The sequence below is a fragment of the Ahrensia sp. R2A130 genome (assembly GCF_000179775.1).
In the GTDB taxonomy this organism is placed as follows: Bacteria; Pseudomonadota; Alphaproteobacteria; order Rhizobiales; family Rhizobiaceae; genus Pseudahrensia.
The window spans coordinates 321719-342286 of record NZ_AEEB01000003.1 but is presented as its reverse complement, the minus strand read 5'-3'; the positions used below and the strand labels follow the sequence as shown (position 1 = coordinate 342286).

Sequence of the window (20568 nt, the reverse complement as noted above, 5' to 3'; positions counted from 1 at the left end):
GCGTCGTCAGCGGCGGGGAAGGGGTCGATCAGCCGACCTCGCGCCGGCAAACGGGAGCGGCATACGCATATCGCAAGCCGCCAGAACGCCCGTTGAGTAGGCCGCAGCGCCAATTATGTCAAACAGAGGGGGAACAGCGGCCCGCCGAGCAGTCACTCAGTCGGCCAGAACTTCCCGCATGACTTCCCAGCGACGCTTGGCGGCGGGTGTGTTGGGACCATCATAACCGGCGCTTATCATGCCCGGAGCGAGCACGATGTCGTTGGCTGCAGCAAAACTATCCAGCTTTGCATTTAAGCTTGCCGCCGTCTCTTCATTGCGTGGCCCCACATAGCCCGCAGCAACGAGTTTCTTGGCTGGAACTTCGATCAGCCGCACACTATCGCTTTCAGGCTTCGGCAGCGTTTCCATCGTCCACTTTTTCGGCATCGTGAACCGGATTGTGTAAAGACCATCCTCTGTTGGCGTAGTTGTTACCGGAGCCGTCATAGCAATTTTTGCACCATCGCCACCGCCCATTGGCTGTCGTTCTGTAACAGGTTGGGTTGTTACCGGAGCGGTCATCGCAATTTTCTCGCCGGGCCTGTTCTTGCCAAAAATATAGCTGGCGAGAGGTGCAAAACCCATCTGGCTTGCTGCGCGACGATCGTCCGCTTTCACATCGACCTCGGCCACAAGATACGTCGCGTATGCGCGCAACTCGACACCGTCTACCGCTTTGATGACCTCGAATTCCGGACCTTCGATTTGATCTGCCGCAAAGCTGGGTGTCAGCATGGCAAGGGAGGTGAGGGCGGTCGTCATAAATGTGCGAAGCATGAGGTTGTCTCTAGTCTGGATAATGCCTTTAGAACGCACATATCCGCTGCCGGTTGCCTCAAACGTCGATCATCTCTTCATCCATGAACGACGCATTTTCCTGAATGAAGTTGAAGCGCAGTTCCGGTTTGGTGCCCATGAGCCTGTCGATACTGTCTTTTGCTGGGATTGGTTCATCAATATTCACCCGCAGCAGCGTGCGTTTAGCGGGATCCATCGTGGTTTCTTTCAATTGCGCGGGCATCATTTCGCCAAGGCCTTTGAAGCGCCCAAGATCGACCTTCTTGCCTGATTTGAACTCGCTCTTCAGCAACTCGTCTTTATGGGCGTCGTCGCGCGCATACATTGTTTTGCCGCCTTGGCTGAGTTTGTAGAGCGGAGGCACGGCCAGGTAGAGCGAACCTGTCTCGATAATTCCCGGCATTTCCTGATGGAAGAACGTGATGAGAAGTGACGCAATATGCGCGCCGTCGACGTCCGCATCGGTCATGATGATAACGCGGTCATAGCGCAGATCGTCAGCTGAAAATCTTGTTCCGGTGCCGCAGCCCAGCGCCTGAATGAGGTCTTGAATCTGCTGACTGCTCGCCATTTTATCGCGTGTGGCAGAGGCAACGTTGAGGATTTTACCGCGTAGCGGAAGGATAGCCTGGCTCTTGCGATTGCGGGCTTGCTTGGCGGAGCCGCCAGCGGAATCGCCCTCCACGATGAAGATTTCCGTGCCGCCCTTGGCGTTTTTGGAGCAATCCGCCAGCTTGCCCGGCAGGCGCAATTTGCGCGTTGCATTCTTGCGGTTGACCTCTTTTTCCTGCCGACGGCGCATCCGCTCTTCGGCGCGGTCCACCACCCAATCCAACAGTTTGGCCGATTGGGCGGGTGAGGCGGCAAGCCAATGGTCGAAGGCGTCACGGATGGCGCTTTCTACGATGCGGGAGGCTTCCACGGTCGCAAGCTTATCCTTGGTTTGACCCACAAATTCTGGCTCGCGCACGAAGACGGAAATCATGGCAGCCGCTGACGTCATCACGTCATCCGTGGTGATCATCGCGCCCTTTTTGTTGCCGACGAGTTCGGCGTAGGACTTCAACGAACGGGCGAGGGTGGTTCGCAAACCTGCCTCGTGGGTGCCGCCTTCTGCCGTGGGAATGGTGTTACAGTAGGAGTTTACGAACCCATCATCGCCGTACCACGTAATCGCCCATTCTACCGCGCCGTGGCCGGAGCGTTTTTCGGTTGTTCCGGCAAAAGGTCGGTCGGTCACCTGCATTTGCTTGCCGAGTTTTTCGAGCAGAAAATCTTTCAACCCGCCGGGGAAATGGAACACGGCCTTGTCCGTCACCTCGTCCTTGCCGGAAACAAGGGCGGGGTCGCAGGACCAGCGGATTTCCACGCCACCGAAGAGATAGGCTTTCGATCGCGCCATCTTGAACAAAGTCAGCGGCTTGAAACGTGCATCCTTGCCGAAAATCTGGGCATCGGGATGAAAGCGAACCTTGGTGCCGCGCCGATTTTGAACTTCGCCCACCAGTTCCACGGGCCCGACAGCATGACCGCGCGAAAAGGACTGACGGTATAGCTCACGATTGCGCGCCACTTCCACGATCAGATCGTCCGACAGCGCGTTCACGACCGAGATGCCGACGCCGTGCAAACCGCCGGATGTCTCGTAAGCCTTGCCGTCGAATTTTCCGCCAGCGTGCAGCGTGGTCATGATGACTTCGAGCGCGGACTTGTCTTTGAATTTGGGGTGAGGGTCCACGGGTATGCCGCGCCCGTTATCCGTGATCGTCAGATAACCTTCGGCATCCAACTCGACCTCGATCCAAGACGCGTGGCCCGCCACGGCCTCATCCATGGAGTTGTCGATAACCTCGGCAAACAGATGGTGCAGCGCTTTGGAGTCCGTGCCGCCGATATACATACCCGGCCGACGACGCACGGGTTCGAGGCCTTCGAGAACCTCGATATCGGACGCGTTGTAGTCACCCTCAGTTTTGCCTTTGACAGGCTTGGCGGCTGCCTTGCCGGTTTTCACAGGCGTACTCGGCGTTACCTGCGTGGTCGCAGGTGTCGATGCGCCACCGGAAAAGAGATCGTCCGACATATGTGGTCCTCAGCGCCGGATCGCATCCGGCGAATCAAGTCAGTTTGCTAAGCTGTAAGATAGGTCAGTTGCGCGGCCAGGCCAAACGACTGTTCTGCATGCGTTCGCAGGTGATGTACGACCATGGTGATCAACACATATATGTTGCATAAGATATATTATGGAACATTATTAGATGTCCGAATCCAAGACTTCTGCGGGTCGTTACAATTTTAGACGTATTGGAGCCTCGTTTTAATGGGTCACCGTTAAAGACGAGGGATACACGCCCGCATGGGTTTTCATTTGCAGAGCATCCTAATGCCGACGATCTTTCTCGCTGACCATCATGACCAAGTTTACACGTTCTGGAAGGACCACGGCATGCGTGGGCTTTCCGTGGCCCATGTCGATTCCCATTGTGATATGCGCGGGCTGTTGATTGATCGGCCAAGCCAGAGAGCTTGTTTCACATCGCATCGTGAATCCACTTTTGTTGATCGCGGCAACTTCATGACCCATGCGATCATGGAGGGCATGGTCAAGCGCATCACGTGGATTCACAACGAGCACAGCGGCCGTGGATACGACCACGGTCCTGTGGTGGCTTATGAGAGCGACAAGCTGGCACCACTTTACCGCTTCCGCCACAATCGCAGCGACCGGCAGGACATGCCGCTAGCGTATCACGAATGCCTGTTCGAAGACTGGAATGGCCTTCGCGAGCATGAGCAGTTGGACCTCGACTGGGACGCCCTCGCCTCCGTCGAATTCTCAGATGAACTGCAGAACAAGATGATTGGCGGCTTTCTCGACACCGATCTGAAGCACACGCCAGATGTGACTTTCCTCATCTATTCACCGGGTTATTCGAACCCGGACCGTTCCATCTACCGCGATTTCGGCAAGGAGCTCGCGTCAAAATTCAAGGCCGACATCGTGACACTTCCTGAGCAGGAGTTGGTGACGGATGGTGAGCGGTTCAGCGCGGTTCGTGGCGCCGTGAAGAAGTTGATTCCGCCGCAGATGATGACGACGAAGCACGCAGTGACGCGCTGGGCGCGGTTGCGGGCCACGGCGAACGACCTCGAAGTGCCAAAAGCCGCTTAAGCCTTAAATTGCAGGCCGTCGAATGCGGGTTCTACATGGTCCGGCGTGGCAGCTAGAACTGTTTCGTAGTCCAGCGGCGTGTGCATATGGGTCAGTATTGCGCGTTGAGGTTTGAGTTTCTCGATCCAGGCCAACGTCTGATCGAGACTTAAATGGCTGGGGTGTTCGCGGTATTGCAGCGCATCAATGATCCAGACGTCCAAGTTCTCTAAATATGGTAGAGCTCGTTCGTCCAACGCACTGACATCACTGCAATATGCGACGTTGCCAATGCGGAATCCGAGTGACAAAATATTGCCATGCGGCTGTTCGAATGGCAGTAGCTCAATGTCACCACCGGCGCCTGAAATCGTGAACGGTTGTTTGGCTACGATTCGGTTCTCGTCGAGGATAGGCGGATAGTTCGAGCCTTCGGGCGTCTCGAAGCAATAGCCAAAGCCCTCGTGCAGCCGTTGCGACGTGAAATCATCCGCCCAGATGGGCACGCGACGGCGTTTTGGGTCGTTGATAACGAAGCTGCGGAGATCGTCGATACCGTGGATGTGATCAGCGTGGCTGTGGGTATAGACCACGGCGTCGGCCCACGAAATTCCAGCAGTAATCATCTGCTCGCGGAAATCCGGTCCGGTGTCGATGACCACTGTAGTGGTACCGTCTGGGCCGAATTTTTCGACCAGCATAGACGCGCGACGTCGACGGTTCTTCGGATTCTTCGGGTCGCAATTGCCCCAGTCATCGGCGATGCGTGGCACGCCCGGTGACGAGCCGCAGCCAAGGATCGTGAAGCGGGTTTGGCCGACTAAATCAGCCATCGTCAGCACGCGGCACTTTGGAGAAAAGGCGGTGAAAATTGTCGGTCGTTTGGGCCCACACTGCGTCACGATCCATGCCCCAAACGTCGCCCAGAACGGCTGCTGTATGCGCCGTCCATGCCGGTTCGTTGCGCTTGCCGCGATTGGGCATTGGCGCGAGATATGGCGCGTCGGTTTCTACCAAAACGCGGTCGTGAGGTATGTCGGCTGCGATATCGCGGATATCCTGGCTGTTTTTGAACGTCAGGATGCCGGAAAACGAGACGTATAGGCCAAGCTCGATACCTTTGTGAGCCAATGCCGCGCCGGATGAGAAACAGTGCAGCACGGCAGGGAACGCCCCTGCCCGTGTTTCCTCTTCCAAGATGGCCATCATGTCGTCGTCAGCGCTGCGCGCGTGAATGACGAGGGGCAGGGCGGAGCGTCGGGCGGCGTCGATGTGGACGCGGAAACTGGCGGCTTGGTTGGCGCGGTCCGACTTGTCGTAGTGGTAGTCGAGGCCTGCTTCGCCGATGGCGACAACGAGCGGATCGTCTGCCAGTTTCAACAGTTCGTCGGCGGTCACGTCCATCTCTTCATCGGCATTGTGCGGATGAGTGCCGACGCTGCAGAACACGTCGTCGTAGCGCTCGGCCACAGCGCGCACCTGTTCGAATTTCCGCACGCGGGTACAGATGGTCACCATTCGGCGCAGGCCCGTTTCGCGGGCGCTTTCGATGACCGCATCAAGTTCCGGCGCGAAGTCGGGAAAATCGAGATGGCAGTGGCTGTCGACGAGATAGGTCACGCGGCAGGCTCCACATAGCGTGGAAACACACCTTCAGGCTTCTCGATTACGGTTGCCGTGTCTAGGCGATTGTCGCCGCCCAGATATGCGAAATCGCGCTGATCTTCCGGTATTTTCAACTGATCCAACAGCTTTTCGGCGCTCTCTGGCAGAAACGCTTGAACCAATATCGAAACCTGACGTACGACCTCTGCGGTCACGTAAAGCACTGTCGCCATGCGCTCTGGATCGGTCTTTTTCAGCCCCCACGGAGCTTGTTCATCGAAATAGCGGTTGGCAGCGTCCAGCGTGGCCCAGATGGCGTCCAAGGCTTCGTTCGGCACTGTGCGGTCGATCGCGTCGCGGCAGGGGGCCAGCATGCCGTCAGCAGTCGCGAGAAGGGCAGTATCTGCCTCGGTAAAGGCCCCTGCTCCGTCGAGCTTGCCATCACAATTCTTGAAGATCATCGACAGCGAACGCTGCGCCAGATTGCCGAAATTATTCGCAAGATCCGCATTCGTGTGATTCACGATGTCATCATGGCTGTAGCTGCCGTCGGAGCCGAACCGCACCAGCCGCTGGCAATAATAGCGCATGGCGTCGATGCCATATTCGGCGGCCAAATCCATCGGGTCGGCAACGTTGCCCAGTGATTTCGACATCTTCTCACCATTAGCCAGCAGGAAGCCATGGCCATAAACGCGCTTGGGCAGGTCGATACCGGCGGACATGAGGAAGGCAGGCCAATAGACAGCGTGGAAGCGTGTAATATCCTTGCCGATCACGTGAAGATCAGCAGGCCAATAGGACCATAATTCGCTCTCGGTATCGGGATAACCCGCACCGGTGAGATAGTTCGTCAGCGCGTCGACCCACACGTACATAACATGCTTGTCGTCGCCCGGAACCTTCACGCCCCAGTCGAACGTCGTGCGGGAAATCGACAGGTCGCGCAGGCCGCCTTTTACGAACGACACTATCTCGTTCTTGCGGCTTGCCGGTGCGATGAAATCCGGCTGCTCGTCGAACAACGCCAGCAGCTTGTCGCCATAGGCGGACAGGCGGAAGAAGTAGCTTTCCTCTTCGACCCATTCCACCGGGGAGCCTTGCGGGCCGAGGCGTTTGCCGTCTTCGGTCAGCCGTGTTTCGTCTTCTTCGTAGTAAGCTTCATCGCGCACGCTGTACCAGCCGGCATAGGCGTCCTTATAGATGTCGCCATTCGCTTCCATCGCGCTCCAGATGGCCTGGCTGGCGCGGTGATGGTCTTCGTCCGACGTGCGGATGAAGCGGTCCCACGAGATGCCGTAATGCTCGGTCATCGACTGGAATGCGTCGGAATTCTTATCCGCCAGCTCTTTCGGCGTAATGCCGAGATCACGCGCCGTTTGGAACATTTTTTGCCCGTGGACATCCGTGCCGATCTGGAAACGGACGTCATAACCGTCCAGCCGCTTGAAGCGGGCGATGGCATCGGCACAGATGAATTCGTAGGCGTGGCCGATATGCGGCGCGCCGTTGGGATAGGAAATCGCTGTGGTGATGTAATATTTTTGCGCCATGGGGCGAGGTATTCTCCGCGTTTCCGGCATCACTTGCGCGCCGGAATTTGGGTAGCACCTATCAGGAACGCGCCACGGAAAAAAGGTCGCTGAACAGGTTCAGCAACACCTGTTTCTTATCGAGATTGTAGGCACCGGCCAAACGCACCGCATCGCGCACCTTGGTGTGCAGGTCTGCCCAGCGGGCCATCCATGCCACGGGCACGTTCGGGTTTTCGCGTACGCGGCTGGCAATCCAGTCTAACACCAGCTCGATGAACAGGTCGTAGGCCGCCTCGCCGCCACGTTTCGACAAATTATCGGCCAGCATGTGAACCGCCACCCAATCCCGCGCTTCACCGGGTTTCGGCTGCTTCATCAGGCTTTCGAATTGACTATAGAATTTCAGCACATCGCCTTGTTGCAACTGGATTGCGCGACGGACGGAACCTTGGGCGAGGCGAGCGGCATCGCCACTACCCTCTCCTGCACCATCTAATGAAACCGTATTGAGAATGCTGGATATATTCTCAGGCGAAAGAGGATCGAGCGGCAACACACGGCAGCGCGAACGGATGGTTGGCAACAGTGAACCCGGCGCGTGGGCCAAGACAAAGAAGATGGATTTTGCCGGTGGTTCTTCCAACATCTTCAGCACAGCATTGGCGGCACTCGTGTTCATATCGTCGGCAGCATCGATGATTGTGACGCGGTAGCCACCACCACCGGCTGTCATGCCGTAAAACGGCACGGTACGGCGAATCTCATCGACCGAAAGCTGCGTCTTGAACCGTTCGCCTTTGGGGTCCCAAGGGCGGGTGAGGTGCAGCAGTTGATTGTGTGAACCCTGCGATACGGAGCCGTGCAGCGCATCGGAAATGGAACCCCCGTCAAATGCCTCGGGCGCATGAGCGCCTGCAGGATGAGCAAACAGATGTTTCGCAAAGTTCAGCGCCAGCGTCGATTTTCCTACACCACGGGGGCCGGAAATCATCCAAGCGTGATGCAGACGCCCTGCCCTGTGGGCGCTGGTGAGCTGAGACATGGCACCATCATGACCAACAACGCTGCGGCTCGCCGCCGGAATGGCGATGCCGTCCAGCCTGTCGAATACGGGCCGTTCCTCATCTTCGACCATTACGCGGACACCGCTTGGGCGGCGAAGAAGTTATCGATCACACGGTCGACCTGTTTGCTGACCGTGCGAAGGGTTTTGGACGCATCAATAATCTTGCAACGGTCAGGCTCGGCTTTGGCGATGGCGAGATAGGCATCGCGACGAATGTGCTGCTGCGCCAGTGCCTCGCTTTCATAGCGGTCCGGCCCATCGTCTTTCCAAACGTCAGCCGCGCGTTTCAGCCCCTCTTCGGGGGAAAGATCGAACAGCAATGTAAGATCGGGGCGCGCGTCTTCTGTGACGGCGCGCTCCAGCATGTCCATCATGTTGGACGACACACCGCCGCTTGCACCTTGATAAACCCGGCTGGAATCCATGAATCGATCGCACAGCACAATCGCGCCACGCGCCAATGCCGGTTTGATGAGTTCACGCACATTGTCTGCGCGGGCAGCAGCGAAAAGTACGGCTTCCAATTCTGTGCCGAATGGTTGTGCTGCGCCGGAAAGAACAACGTGGCGTACGGCTTCTGCGCCCGTTGTGCCGCCGGGTTCGCGGGTGACTACGACCTCGTGGCCATCATCTTCCAGCTTCTTGGCGAGGCGCTTTATCTGGGTGGACTTTCCAGCCCCTTCCCCGCCTTCGAATGTGATGAAGTGACCGCGCACGCTTTGCTCTCCGATTGTCCGCTGTCAGCGATAGGCGGAGCGAGGTTGCAGCGCAACGGCGCTAGTCGAAACGAACCAGGCCGATCAACAGCTCCTGCACTGCATCGACCGCGCGTTGGGTTATCGTGCCTGTGCCAACATCTTCAGCAGCGTAGAGCGGAGTTTCTTGCGTGACCTCGCCATCGACACTGACCTGCAGTTTGCCGATGCGGGTGCCAGCCTCGACTGGCGCTTTGATTGGCCCTTGAAAAACGATGTCGGCTTTCAGCCGGTCGCGGAAACCAACAGGCACGAAGATAGAAAGTGCGCCTTCCGCCTTCAACGGAACGCCTGATTTCGCCCCACCGAACAATGTGGCCTCACCTACGATCTCACCTTCTTCGAACAGCTTGATCGACTGGAAAGCACGAAATGCCCAGCGCATCATTTTGATCGCTTCGTTACGGCGCTCGGCCTGAGAGGACATGCCGTTCAGCACGATGATGATGCGTTTATCGCCAACCTTCGCAGATGCAGTAAGGCCGTAGCCGGAAGCTTCCGTATAGCCGGTTTTGAGGCCGTCAGCACCATCGACACGGCCTAGAATCGGGTTGCGGTTTCGCTGGCGAACCTTGTTCCAGGTGAATTCCGGCTCAGCGTAGATTTGGTAGAGTTCCGGATAGGTGCGGATAAGATGCCGGGCCAGCAGCCCAAGTTCACGTGCTGTCACGCGCTGGTTCGGGTCCGGCAGGCCGGTGGAGTTGGTGAAGTTGGATTTCTCCAACCCAATTCTGCGTGCGCGTTGGTTCATAAGGCCCGCAAAACCTGTTTCGGAGCCAGCCATACCTTCGGCAATCGCCATAGCAGCATCATTGCCTGATTGCACGATCACACCGCGAATGAGGTTTTCAAGCGCGATATCATCGTTCAAATCAGCGAACATCGTGGAGCCACCGGAGGTCGCGCCGCCGCGCTGCCAGACGTCTTTGGAGATCGTGAACGTATCATCCAGCTCAAGTGCGCCACGTTTAACGGCGTCGAAAACGACTTCCATCGTCATCAACTTGGCCATGGAAGCCGGCGGCATCAGTTCATCGGCATTCTTTTGAAACAGCACGGAGCCAGTCTCGTAGTCCATAACAATGGCTTGTTTGGCTGCCGTCTCGAACGACTGGGCAAAAGCTCCGGTCAATCCGGCCAGCAAAAACAGTGCAGCAGCGGCAAGGCGCATGATCATGGATATGGTCCCGTATGCAAGCAGCACGTGCCCCCCTGGCACATACGCGCCGAGATACTACGAAGCCTACGACATCTTCACAACGGGGCAAGAACGGGAATTCGTCGCCTACTTCTTTTTGGACTTTTTCTTCGGCTTTGCTTTGCGTGCGTAAAACGGATCGATCGGTCCGGCTTCTGCGAAAGGATCTGCCGCGATATGTTTGATCGAGCCGGTAGCGAAGCGGTCCACTTCATTGGCCGCAAAGAGCGAGCCACCCACGCCGCCCGGCCTGAAGCTGGCCTCCAGATATGGTGCATCAAGGCCATGTAGCGGTGCATGACCAATCCACTGGACACGGACATTACCGATGCCCTGCTTTTGATAGCCCAGCAGTTCAGAACCTTTCGCTGAAAGATCTATGATGCGTTTGGAATGGTAAGGCCCGCGATCATTCACCCGCACCGTAACGGACCGGCCATTGTCCACATTCGTCACCCGCGCGTAGCTGGGCAACGGAAATGTCGGGTGTGCGGCAGAAAGGGCGAACTGGTCGTAAACTTCGCCATTGGCTGTCAAGCGACCGTGGAAGTTGGGACCGTACCAAGAGGCTTGACCGCGCCGATCATAACCCGGCTCTTCTTTTGGCACATACCACTTACCGCGAATTTTGTAGGGCTTACCCACCTGCCGACGACCACCGCCCTTGCGAACGATCAGGCTGGTGGAAACGCGCGGACTGGCTGCCACACCGTAAGCGGATTCAGAGAACTTCGTTTCGTCGTTGATGTAAGGTTTGCCCGCGCCTGCAGGCATAGCTTTGATGATCGACTGATTAGCCGTGCCGCCGCAACCGGCAAGTGCCAGCGCAGAAGCAGTAAGGCCAATCCATGCGAAGGGGCGCGTGACGTGGTGCACTTTGAAACTTAATCCGGAGCGGAGGTGATCTGAAAAACAGTCTCACAATCCAGTTTACCCTTCGTTAACTCGCGTTTTCCCACTCTGTGTCAAAGGACACTTTCACGCTGATAAATTATTCGTATTCAGCACTTACAAAATTTTCCACCAAGGCTATTGAGGATGAATGCTTTCCTTGAGTTTCTGAGCAATCCCAACAGCCTCGCCCATGCTGCGGCTGGCCTTTATGCGCTGGGTCTTTTGACACGCAACCAAATCCTGCTGCGTGTTCTCATTCTGGTCGGCACCGGTTTTTACATTGCCTACTATTATCTAGCGCCTTCGATTCCATTGTGGGAGGCGATCATCTGGAGCTGTATTCTTGGTACCGCGAACATTTACGTTCTGGCCGGTTTGACGCTGGACCGGACGACATTCGCTCTCTCAAGCTGGGAACGTGCGCTCTACGCAAAGTTTCCCGGGCTGGCTCCGGGTGAATTCCGTCGTCTGGTGCGTAGTGGTACATGGATCGAAGGTGATGGCATCAAACACCTGACCATCGAGGGCGAGAAACAGGGTCATCTGTTCTGCACCTTGGATGGATTGGTCTCGATCAATCGCCAAGGCGAGGACTTCGCCGTCGAAGGTGGGTGCTTTATCGGCGAAATCGCGTACCTGCTGAACACGCCTGCTACAGCAACGGTGACGGCCGCGCCGGGAACGTGGACGATGCGTTGGGAGTTCGAAGCGTTGCGGAAGTTGGAACTTCGCTACCCTGCCCTGCGGATTGCGATACGCGATGCGTTCAATGTCGATATGGCACGCAAAGTGGCGCGCACCGGTTTGGTGGAACGTGGCAGCGACAACATATTCATCGCAACTTCGACAGCAGGAGCAGCGCAAACACCGAGCGCCGCCTGAAAGAGGTTAGACCAGTCTGCTCTGACTTTTAGCTGCCGCCACAAAGCCCGAGAACAGCGGGTGCGGTTCGAATGGTCGTGATTTCAACTCGGGATGGTACTGCACGCCGATGAACCACGGATGGACGTCGCGCGGGTATTCAACGGTCTCGGGCAGCAATCCGTCCGGGCTCATGCCGGAGAACACCAGACCGGCAGCTTCCAGCTTATCCTTGAAGTCGATATTCACTTCATAGCGGTGGCGGTGGCGTTCCGAGATTTGGGTATCGCCATACATTTCAGCGATGATCGTGTCTTTGCCGAGAGTTGAGTCATAAGCGCCGAGCCGCATCGTGCCGCCCATATCGCCCTGCTCCATGCGTTTCTCAAGCTGGTTGCCCTTGAGCCATTCGGTCATCAGGCCAACCACAGGTGCATCGGTTTCGCCGAATTCCGTGGATGAGGCACCTTCGATGTCTGCAAGGTTCCGCGCGGCTTCCACCACGGCCATCTGCATGCCGAAGCAGATACCAAAATAAGGAATTTTCTCTTCGCGGGCGTATTTTGCAGCGGCAATTTTGCCTTCACTGCCGCGTTCGCCGAAGCCGCCGGGCACAAGGATGCCATCTACGCCGGACAGAATTTCGCTGATGTCTCCCGCGATCAGTTCATCGCTTTCAACCCAATGCAGCTTCACCTTGGAGTTGTTGGCAATGCCGCCGTGAACCAGCGCTTCCATGAGGCTCTTATAAGCGTCCTTGAGCACGGTATATTTGCCGACGATTGCAATCGTGACTTCGTGCTCAGGATGATGAATTGCGTGGGAAATATCGTCCCAGACCTGCATTTTGGGCTTGGGCGCAGGGTCGATACCGAAGGAATCCAGAACTTGCTGGTCTAGCCCTTCGCGGTGATAGGCCATTGGCACGTCGTAGATGCTGGACGCATCCAACGCCTGAATGACGGCTTCGGAGCGCACGTTGCAAAACAAAGCCAGTTTCCGGCGTTCTTCTTCTGGAATTTCGCGGTCGGCGCGCACCAGCAAAATGTCCGGCTGGATACCGATGGAACGTAGCTCTTTGACCGAATGCTGCGTTGGCTTGGTCTTCAACTCACCGGCAGCCGCGATATACGGCATGTACGACAGGTGCATGTACAGGCAGCCGTTACGCGGCAGATCATTGCCCAACTGTCGGATTGATTCGAAGAAAGGCAGACCTTCGATGTCGCCCACCGTGCCGCCGATTTCTACCAGCACGAAGTCGTACCCGTCGTTACCTTCCAGCACGAACTCCTTGATGGCGTTCGTGACGTGGGGAATCACCTGAACAGTAGCGCCGAGATAATCGCCACGGCGTTCTTTTGCGATGATATCGCGGTAGATGCGGCCTGTGGTGATGTTGTCGGATTGCTCTGCCGGACGCCCGGTAAAGCGCTCGTAGTGACCAAGATCGAGGTCGGTCTCCGCCCCGTCATCGGTGACAAAGCATTCGCCGTGCTGATAGGGCGACATCGTGCCCGGATCGACATTGATATAGGGATCGAGTTTTCGCAGCCGGACCTTATAGCCCCTTGCTTGCAAAAGTGCTCCGAGAGCGGCTGAAGCAAGGCCTTTCCCTAGGGAAGACACCACGCCGCCGGTGATAAAAACATAACGCGCCATGGGAGTGGAGCCTTAGACGCCCGAACAGCAAAAGCAAAACCGTTTTGCAGCAATTCACACAGTTCACGCGGAAAAATTCATCTTCCGCGCGCTGAAAGCGAAATTACTCGGTCGGAACACCTGTTGAAGGCTGCGGAGTGCCAAGATTTTCAAGATCGTTGAGCAGACCACCAGCATCGGGAACGTTGGCCGGAGGCGTTGCTGTGCCGCTATCGGTCGGAACACCTGTCGGTGCAGTTTCCACCTGTCGCAGAATATCTTCGGTGCGGTTGTCACGGTTTGCGACCACTCCCAGCGCGACGGAAGTAGCAAAAAAGCCCGCAGCAACGATGGTTGTCGTCTTGGTCAAAGCATCAGCAGCACCACGCGCCGATATGAAGCCCCCGCCACCGCCGCCACCACCGCCGATACCAAGGGCACCGCCTTCAGATTTTTGAAGAAGGACCAGCACGATAAGCGCCAGAACCAGCATGATGTGAACAACGATGAGGACTGTCGTCATGGTCGGGATACTGCCTGTAAGAATAATGGTGCGCCGAAAGGCACCGCTGCGCGTCTTAATGGAAAAGGCGGCGAAAGCAAACGCCGTCCCAGTTTATGTCTTGCGGTAGGCTTCGCATATGGCCAACAGATCAGCCGCTTTCAAGCTGGCCCCACCCACCAATGCGCCATCGACATTCTCGATCATCAGCAATTCCGATGCGTTACTCGGCTTCACCGAACCACCGTAGAGAATGGTCATGCGCTCACCGTGTCCGCCGAACCTTTCCGCCAGTTCTTCACGAATGAATGCGTGGATCTCGCGAATATCGTCCGGGCTGGGCGTTTTGCCGGTGCCTATGGCCCAAACGGGTTCGTAGGCCACGACGGTGTTTTCTTCTTCCGCACCATCGGGGATCGAATTGCTGATCTGCCCGCGCAGCACGCTTTCCGCTTCACCGGCATCATATTGCGCTTCGGTTTCGCCGATGCAGACGATTGCTGTCAGGTCAGCGCGCCAGCAGGCTTTTACCTTGGCGGCAACGTCTGCATCTGTCTCTCCGCAATCCGTGCGGCGTTCGCTGTGGCCGACGATGCAGAAATCAGCTTCGCAATCGGAGATCATTTCAGCTGAAATCTCACCAGTATGCGCGCCTTCGACCTCAGCATGGCAGTTTTGTGCACCCACCATCAGCGGCGTGTCTTCCGCCAATGTTGTCGCAACATATAGAAGCGTGGCGGGTGGACAGACAGCAAGATCAAGCTTTTCTGCCAGTTCCGCATCCAAGCCTGCTGCCAAAAGCGCCAGTTGGTCGAGCTTGTCGCGCTCGCCGTTCATCTTCCAATTGCCTGCTACGAGTGGCTTGATATCGGGTGTCATCTGGATGGCTCCATGGCCGTTTAGGCTAAGGGTGAACACGTTGGCGTGAGGCCTAGCCCGCATCAGCCTAAATGCAAAGCTCGTATAAGGCGCAGCGCTTGCGGCACCGCGTGACCGTCCATATGTTGCCGCCAGGCGCAGCGTTGCGGATTCTGCACGCTGCCATTTCTATTCCACCCAAATGAGGTGTTTCGACGTGCTAGGTGCTCTTCGTGGTTTTGTAACTGGCTGGACGGCCAAAATTCTTCTTATCCTGCTGGTTGCCAGCTTCGCGCTTTGGGGCATTACCGGCTCCATTCTTAGCGGCGGTGACACTACATCCGTAGCGGCTGTGGGCGAAACCAAAGTGCCAGTGAGGGAATTCCTGTCGGCCTATAACCGCAACATGAACGAAGTGCAGCAGCGGGCCGGACGTCGTTTGACCCGCGATGAAGCACGCATATTCGGTGTAGAGCAGCGCGCATTGGGCAACGTTGTAGCTTGGGCAACGTTGGACGAGTTTGCACGTGTCCACGGTCTGGCACTGTCCGACAAACAACTCGCGCAGATGATCGCCGAGAACCCGGCGTTTCATGACTCCACCGGCAGCTACAATCGCGAAACATTCCGCCAGGCGGTGTTTCAGGCACAGATGCGGGAGAGCGATTTTATAGAAGCCCAGAATGCCTCCGCAGTCCGCAGCCAGTTGACTCGCTCCTTCGCGGACGGCCCCATTCTGCCGGACACGTTTAAGGCAGCGCTGGCGAACTACGCGCAAGAGCAGCGTGTCTTTGAATATCTGACGATTACACCCGCCATCGCTGGTGAACCAGCCGCCCCAACTGCGGAGCAGTTGAAAACATATTTTGAGGCGAACAAGGCCAACTATGCAGCGCCTGAATACCGCAAGCTCGATCTTCTAAGCCTGCGCCCTGAAGATCTCGCGGCATCCATGGAAGTTAGCGACGAAGAGATCGAAGCTGATTATCAGGCCCGTATCTCACGTTATCAGGAGCCGGAACGCCGTCGTGTTCAGCAAATCGTATTCCCCTCACGTGAAGCAGCAGAAGCGGCCAAAAAATCACTTGAAGAAGGCGCTTTCTTCGAAACCGTGGTCGCTGAAGCCGATCGCACAATGGCGGATGCAGACCTTGGTTTGATGGCCAAAGACGCCCTGCCCGCTCATTTGCAAGACCCTGCCTTCGGGCTTGAGGTAAATGCGATCAGCGATGTGATCGACGGGCCGTTTGGTTCGGTCATCGTGCGTGTGACGGAGGTCAATGAGGCCCGCACAACACCGCTTGATGAAGTGAAAGACACGATCAAGAACGCCATGGCGCTGGAACGTGCTGCAAGCCGCATCACGAGCCTGTCTGAAGAAATCGAGGACAGCCGCGCCGGAGGTTCTTCGCTTGCTGAAGCAGCACCTAAATTCGATCTGAAAATCCGCAGCGTTGAAGTCGATGCCCGTGGTCGCACACCAGATGGCACGCAGCTCACCGATATTCCCCAGTCGTCCGATCTATTGCGCCAGGCGTTTGAGACGGAAGTCGGGGCACAGGCCAGCGCTCTGGACATCGGTGCAGCAGGTTTCGTCTGGTACGATGTCACCGAAATCGCAGCCGCCCGTGACCGCACTCAAGACGAGGTGACGGAACGCTTGACGACAGATTGGATGGCAGCAGAACGCGGCAAGATGGTCCAACAGAAAGCTGAAGCTTTGAAAGCCCGGCTTGATGGTGGCGCGTCCATGCGAGAACTGAGCGCTGAGGTTGATCCTTCCACTCTAGGCGCTGCGCCAACGACACAGCCATTAAACCGCACCGGTACTGCTCAAGGTTTCCCCAGCGCTGCCACGCAAGAAGGCTTCAAGGGTGCTGAAGGCCACATTGCTATCGTTGATGGCTCGGAAGCCGGAACAAGCATTTTGCTTAAGGTGAAAGAAGTTCGCTTGCCGGAAGCTGCAGCCGCGCCGAATGTCGATCAACAGGTTAACATCGCCAACGAAGGCGCTGCCGATGATCTGTTGAATCAGATGATTGCGCGCCTGCAAGGTGAGTACGGCGTGACGCAAAACCCGCAGACCATAGATATGGCTTTGACCCAAGGCCGCTAGCATGGACGATCTTAAACCATTCATCGCGATTGTCGCTGAGGGTCGTTCGCTCACCCGCGAAGAAGCCACACAGGCCTTTGACGTGATGATGTCGGGTAATGCCACACCATCGCAGATTGCCGGTTTTTTGATGGCTCTGCGTGTAAAAGGCGAAACCGTCGACGAGATCACAGGCGCGGTTACGACTATGCGCCATCACATGTTGAAAGTGGATGTGCCAGACGGCGCAATAGATATCGTGGGAACCGGTGGTACTCAGACGGGTACGGTGAGCATCTCGACATGTTCCGCCATCGTGGCAGCGGGCGCGGGTGCGAAGGTCGCCAAGCATGGCAACCGCGCGCTTTCATCCAAAACTGGCACTGCCGATACGTTGGAGGCCTTGGGTGTCGATCTCAGTACCGGCGCAGATGGCGTACAGCGATGCGTAGAGCAGGCAGGCGTCGGCTTTATGTTCGCTCCCGCCCATCACGCCGCCATGCGTCATGTGGGTCCATCGCGTGTCGAACTTGGCACGCGCACGCTGTTCAACATTCTTGGGCCGCTCTCAAACCCTGCCGGTGTGAAGCGACAATGCGTCGGTGCCTATTCGCCCGACCTGTTGGAACCAATGGCGCAGGTGTTGCTCAACCTTGGTTCCGAACATGTCTGGCTGGTCCACGGCGACGGTATGGACGAGTTGACCGTTACAGGCACCACAAAGGTCGTGGAAGGCCGCGATGGTGTTCTACGCACGTTTGAAGTCGAGCCAGAGGATGCTGGCGTTGGTCGCCATGCAATCGAAGACATTCGTGGTGGTGACGCACAGCACAATGCGGCTCGTCTTCGCGCTGTCTTAGACGGTGAAGCAGGCGCCTACCGCGACATCGTGTTGATGAATGCCGGTGCCGGTCTCCACGTCGCCGGCCTTGCAAACGACCTTAAATCCGGTGCTGAAATGGCTGCCGAAAGCATCGACAGCGGGGCAGCCAAAGCTGCTCTCGCAAATCTCGTTGCTGCGTCAAACGGTGAAGCAAATGGCTGATATTCTTGATCGTATCGGCGCTTACAAGCGTGAGGAAATAGCTGCCGCTAAAGCACAGGTTTCACTAGCCGATCTCAAGGCCCGCATGACGGACGTCACACCTCCACGCGGCTTTGCCGATGCTTTGAGAGCCAAGCACGCAGCTGGCGATTACGCGCTTATCGCAGAGATCAAAAAGGCCAGCCCATCGAAAGGGCTCATCCGAGAAGATTTCGATCCCGCATCATTGGCTAAAGCTTACGAAACCGGTGGTGCGGCCTGCCTGTCCGTTCTCACCGACACGCCATCGTTTCAAGGCGCCCCTGCGTTCCTAGGTGAAGCGCGAGACGCCACGGCCCTGCCCTGCCTGCGCAAAGACTTTCTCTACGACACCTATCAGGTGCATGAGGCCCGCGCTTGGGGGGCAGACTGCATTCTCATCATCATGGCTGCCATCGACGATGATACCGCCAGAGCGCTGGAAAATGAGGCGTTCGAACTCGGCATGGACGTGCTCGTTGAAGTTCACGACGAACCCGAACTCGATCGTGCGCTCCATCTCACGTCCCCTTTGATCGGCATCAACAACCGCAATCTCAAAACGTTCGAGGTCAGTCTGACGACCACAGAGATCCTCGCTCCGAAAATTCCCGATGACAGGATTGTTGTAGGCGAATCCGGCCTCTTCACACCTGATGACCTTGCGCGCATGACGCGCTGCGGTGTGGAGACATTCCTGATCGGTGAGAGCCTTATGCGTCAGGAAGATGTTGCAACGGCCACCCGTGAGCTTCTGGCCCGGCCTATAGCCGCATGAGCGGCAGCCTCACCCATATCGGTAAGAGCGGCGAAGCTCACATGGTTGATGTTGGTGACAAGGCCTCCACCACCCGTGAAGCCATCGCTACCAGCGCGGTGACGATGCTGCCGGAAACGCTTGCAATGATCGAAGCTGGAAATGCCAAAAAAGGCGATGTGCTTGGCACCGCTCGCATTGCCGGCATCATGGCCGCAAAGGAAACATCGCGGCTCATCCCCCTTTGCCATCCCATTGCCTTGACCAAAGTCACAGTCGATTGCGAGCCAGACGAGACCTTGCCGGGTATTCGCATTCGCGCGCTTGCCCGCTGCACCGGCCAGACAGGCGTCGAGATGGAAGCGCTCACCGCGGCCAGCACAGCAGCGCTTACAATCTATGACATGGCCAAAGCGGTTGATCGCGGCATGTCCATCGGGCCCACGCGACTGGAAGCCAAGAACGGTGGTAAATCGGGCGACTGGACCGCCGACGCCACGTGAGCGGCTTGCTGTCTGTCGATGAAGCCCTAGCCCGCATTCTGGCAGATATCGAAACTTTGCCCGCTGAAAACGTTCCAATTTACGAAGCTGCCGGACGCATTTTGGCGATTGACCTAACAACAACGCGAGACCAGCCTCCGTTTGATGCTTCAGCAATGGATGGCTACGCGCTTCGTGCGTCTGATCTTAACGGCAACTCAGGAGAGTTTGCTGTGGTTGGTGAAAGCGCCGCTGGCCATCCATTCGCAGGCGAATTGCCTGCCGCTTGTGCGGTCCGCATCTTCACCGGTGCGCGTATTCCGCAGGGCGCCGATACGATTGCCATTCAAGAAAATGCCAGCGCTCAAGATGGCCGGGTAACGATCGAAAAAGCTGAGAGTCCTGGTCGTTACATTCGTAAGGCAGGACTGGATTTCCGCGCGGGTGATACTCTGCTTGAGGCAGGCATTCAGCTTTCCCCGGCACGATTATCGCTTGCGGCATCGATGGGGCTGCCCACCCTGCCCGTTAGACGAAAGCCGAGTGTCGCCATCATCGCATCGGGAGACGAACTGGTTTCTCCCGGTGAAGACGTGCCCGAAGGAGGTATCGTCAGTTCCAACAATCTTGGTATTGCAGCCATCGTAAAGGCAGCAGGGGGCGAGCCTGTCGATCTCGGTATCGCTATTGATACGCGTGCGGCACTGGCGGACAAATTCGCGCGCGCATCCGATTGCGACGTGGTCGTCACATCCGGGGGCGCAAGTGTGGGTGACCACGATCTTGTACGACCGGTGTTGCAAGATCATGGCGTTGAGCTGGACTTCTGGAAGATCGCCATGCGCCCCGGAAAGCCACTCATATTTGGGCGCAAAGGCAAGCAAAGCTATCTCGGTCTGCCGGGTAATCCCGTGTCCAGTCTGGTTTGCTCGCAGGTCTATCTCGCTCCGCTCATCGGCGCTCTTCTCGGCGCAAGGTCGCAAGGCGTTTTGCGCGAGGGTGTGTTGGGGAGTAGCCTTCCCGAAAATGACGAACGTCAGGAATATATGCGGGCCGTTTTCGATGATGGCAAACTTGTGCCTTTCGACAATCAGGACAGCTCTATCCTTTCCAGCCTTGCCCGCGCCGAAGCTTTGGTTATCCGGCAAGCAGGCGCACCAGCTGCCAAGGCGGGTGACAAATGTTCCTACATTTCGGTCGTTTCAGGCTTGGGCTTGTAGAACACATTGGCAACCTGTTAACTTGTTCTTGGTTTGTACGGTGTC

General features: G+C 56.9%; 19 protein-coding genes. 7 read left to right on the top strand and 12 right to left on the bottom strand.

Annotation, left to right across the window (positions count from 1 at the left end):
* Positions 1-156 precede the first annotated feature (156 nt).
* Both R2A130_RS02390 and parE read right to left on the bottom strand, forming a co-directional pair.
* Positions 157-819, bottom strand: a complete 663-nt coding sequence (locus R2A130_RS02390; RefSeq protein WP_009463347.1) for a heme-binding protein — start codon at positions 817-819, stop codon at positions 157-159.
* Positions 820-877: 58 nt separating this feature from the next.
* Positions 878-2923, bottom strand: a complete 2046-nt coding sequence (gene parE / locus R2A130_RS02385; protein ID WP_009463345.1) for a DNA topoisomerase IV subunit B — start codon at positions 2921-2923, stop codon at positions 878-880.
* A gap of 273 nt (positions 2924-3196) precedes the next feature.
* Between parE and R2A130_RS02380 the strand changes: the two genes are divergently transcribed.
* Positions 3197-4012 carry a UPF0489 family protein gene (locus R2A130_RS02380; protein WP_009463343.1) on the top strand — a complete coding sequence of 272 codons (816 nt, stop codon included), beginning with the start codon at positions 3197-3199 and terminating at the stop codon, positions 4010-4012.
* Here the strand turns inward: R2A130_RS02380 and R2A130_RS02375 are convergent.
* The 7 genes from R2A130_RS02375 to R2A130_RS02345 all read right to left on the bottom strand — a co-directional run bounded on the left by R2A130_RS02375 (position 4009) and on the right by R2A130_RS02345 (position 11026).
* A complete protein-coding gene (locus tag R2A130_RS02375) occupies positions 4009-4824 on the bottom strand; it encodes an MBL fold metallo-hydrolase (protein ID WP_009463341.1) in 816 nt (271 codons plus the stop codon). The genes R2A130_RS02380 and R2A130_RS02375 overlap by 4 nt on opposite strands.
* Positions 4817-5611: a TatD family hydrolase gene (locus R2A130_RS02370; protein WP_009463339.1), complete on the bottom strand. Its 795-nt coding sequence runs from the start codon at positions 5609-5611 to the stop codon at positions 4817-4819. Before R2A130_RS02370 ends, R2A130_RS02375 begins: the two co-directional genes overlap by 8 nt.
* The gene (gene metG / locus R2A130_RS02365) at positions 5608-7149 is read right to left on the bottom strand and encodes a methionine--tRNA ligase (RefSeq protein ID WP_009463337.1); all 1542 of its coding nucleotides are present in this window, start codon (positions 7147-7149) and stop codon (positions 5608-5610) included. The genes R2A130_RS02370 and metG overlap by 4 nt, the downstream gene beginning before the upstream one ends.
* A 61-nt stretch (positions 7150-7210) precedes the next feature.
* On the bottom strand, positions 7211-8266 hold the full coding sequence (locus R2A130_RS02360) for a DNA polymerase III subunit delta' (protein WP_009463336.1): 1056 nt from the start codon (positions 8264-8266) through the stop codon (positions 7211-7213).
* The gene (tmk, locus tag R2A130_RS02355; RefSeq protein WP_009463334.1) at positions 8266-8913 is read right to left on the bottom strand and encodes a dTMP kinase; all 648 of its coding nucleotides are present in this window, start codon (positions 8911-8913) and stop codon (positions 8266-8268) included. Before tmk ends, R2A130_RS02360 begins: the two co-directional genes overlap by 1 nt.
* 61 nt (positions 8914-8974) lie before the next feature.
* Positions 8975-10129: a D-alanyl-D-alanine carboxypeptidase family protein gene (locus tag R2A130_RS02350; protein ID WP_009463332.1), complete on the bottom strand. Its 1155-nt coding sequence runs from the start codon at positions 10127-10129 to the stop codon at positions 8975-8977.
* A 108-nt stretch (positions 10130-10237) separates the two neighbouring features.
* The gene (locus R2A130_RS02345; protein ID WP_009463329.1) at positions 10238-11026 is read right to left on the bottom strand and encodes a septal ring lytic transglycosylase RlpA family protein; all 789 of its coding nucleotides are present in this window, start codon (positions 11024-11026) and stop codon (positions 10238-10240) included.
* Positions 11027-11188: 162 nt separating this feature from the next.
* On the opposite strand from R2A130_RS02345, the gene R2A130_RS02340 reads away from it, so the two are divergent.
* Positions 11189-11926, top strand: a complete 738-nt coding sequence (locus R2A130_RS02340; RefSeq protein ID WP_009463327.1) for a cyclic nucleotide-binding domain-containing protein — start codon at positions 11189-11191, stop codon at positions 11924-11926.
* A 6-nt stretch (positions 11927-11932) separates the two neighbouring features.
* On the opposite strand, the gene R2A130_RS02335 is transcribed toward R2A130_RS02340, so the two are convergent.
* The 3 genes from R2A130_RS02335 to tpiA all read right to left on the bottom strand — a co-directional run bounded on the left by R2A130_RS02335 (position 11933) and on the right by tpiA (position 14927).
* On the bottom strand, positions 11933-13567 hold the full coding sequence (locus tag R2A130_RS02335) for a CTP synthase (protein ID WP_009463325.1): 1635 nt from the start codon (positions 13565-13567) through the stop codon (positions 11933-11935).
* 103 nt (positions 13568-13670) lie between these two features.
* A complete protein-coding gene (gene secG, locus R2A130_RS02330; RefSeq protein WP_009463323.1) occupies positions 13671-14069 on the bottom strand; it encodes a preprotein translocase subunit SecG in 399 nt (132 codons plus the stop codon).
* A gap of 93 nt (positions 14070-14162) precedes the next feature.
* Positions 14163-14927, bottom strand: a complete 765-nt coding sequence (tpiA, locus tag R2A130_RS02325) for a triose-phosphate isomerase (RefSeq protein WP_009463321.1) — start codon at positions 14925-14927, stop codon at positions 14163-14165.
* A 196-nt stretch (positions 14928-15123) separates the two neighbouring features.
* Between tpiA and R2A130_RS02320 the strand changes: the two genes are divergently transcribed.
* The 5 genes from R2A130_RS02320 to glp are packed head-to-tail and all read left to right on the top strand — an operon-like array spanning position 15124 to position 20523.
* Positions 15124-17022, top strand: coding sequence for a SurA N-terminal domain-containing protein (locus R2A130_RS02320; protein ID WP_009463317.1), 1899 nt, complete (start codon positions 15124-15126; stop codon positions 17020-17022).
* A 1-nt stretch (position 17023) separates the two neighbouring features.
* Positions 17024-18046, top strand: coding sequence for an anthranilate phosphoribosyltransferase (trpD, locus tag R2A130_RS02315; RefSeq protein WP_009463314.1), 1023 nt, complete (start codon positions 17024-17026; stop codon positions 18044-18046).
* A complete protein-coding gene (trpC, locus tag R2A130_RS02310; RefSeq protein ID WP_009463312.1) occupies positions 18039-18842 on the top strand; it encodes an indole-3-glycerol phosphate synthase TrpC in 804 nt (267 codons plus the stop codon). Before trpD ends, trpC begins: the two co-directional genes overlap by 8 nt.
* Positions 18839-19324, top strand: coding sequence for a cyclic pyranopterin monophosphate synthase MoaC (gene moaC / locus R2A130_RS02305; protein ID WP_009463311.1), 486 nt, complete (start codon positions 18839-18841; stop codon positions 19322-19324). The genes trpC and moaC overlap by 4 nt, the downstream gene beginning before the upstream one ends.
* Positions 19321-20523, top strand: coding sequence for a gephyrin-like molybdotransferase Glp (gene glp / locus R2A130_RS02300; RefSeq protein ID WP_009463309.1), 1203 nt, complete (start codon positions 19321-19323; stop codon positions 20521-20523). Before moaC ends, glp begins: the two co-directional genes overlap by 4 nt.
* The last annotated feature ends 45 nt before the right edge of the window (positions 20524-20568 follow it).

Bases quoted from the DNA above. Each gene is read 5' to 3' on its own strand.
- R2A130_RS02350 (WP_009463332.1), bottom strand. From the start codon at position 10,129: ATGATCATGCGCCTTGCCGCTGCTGCACTGTTTTTGCTGGCCGGATTG.
- metG (WP_009463337.1), bottom strand. From the start codon at position 7,149: ATGGCGCAAAAATATTACATCACCACAGCGATTTCCTATCCCAACGGC.
- R2A130_RS02340 (WP_009463327.1), top strand. From the start codon at position 11,189: ATGAATGCTTTCCTTGAGTTTCTGAGCAATCCCAACAGCCTCGCCCAT.
- tpiA (WP_009463321.1), bottom strand. From the start codon at position 14,927: ATGACACCCGATATCAAGCCACTCGTAGCAGGCAATTGGAAGATGAAC.
- secG (WP_009463323.1), bottom strand. From the start codon at position 14,069: ATGACGACAGTCCTCATCGTTGTTCACATCATGCTGGTTCTGGCGCTT.
- R2A130_RS02390 (WP_009463347.1), bottom strand. From the start codon at position 819: ATGCTTCGCACATTTATGACGACCGCCCTCACCTCCCTTGCCATGCTG.
- moaC (WP_009463311.1), top strand. From the start codon at position 18,839: ATGAGCGGCAGCCTCACCCATATCGGTAAGAGCGGCGAAGCTCACATG.
- trpD (WP_009463314.1), top strand. From the start codon at position 17,024: ATGGACGATCTTAAACCATTCATCGCGATTGTCGCTGAGGGTCGTTCG.
- R2A130_RS02335 (WP_009463325.1), bottom strand. From the start codon at position 13,567: ATGGCGCGTTATGTTTTTATCACCGGCGGCGTGGTGTCTTCCCTAGGG.
- R2A130_RS02380 (WP_009463343.1), top strand. From the start codon at position 3,197: ATGGGTTTTCATTTGCAGAGCATCCTAATGCCGACGATCTTTCTCGCT.
- parE (WP_009463345.1), bottom strand. From the start codon at position 2,923: ATGTCGGACGATCTCTTTTCCGGTGGCGCATCGACACCTGCGACCACG.
- R2A130_RS02360 (WP_009463336.1), bottom strand. From the start codon at position 8,266: ATGGTCGAAGATGAGGAACGGCCCGTATTCGACAGGCTGGACGGCATC.
- trpC (WP_009463312.1), top strand. From the start codon at position 18,039: ATGGCTGATATTCTTGATCGTATCGGCGCTTACAAGCGTGAGGAAATA.
- R2A130_RS02375 (WP_009463341.1), bottom strand. From the start codon at position 4,824: ATGGCTGATTTAGTCGGCCAAACCCGCTTCACGATCCTTGGCTGCGGC.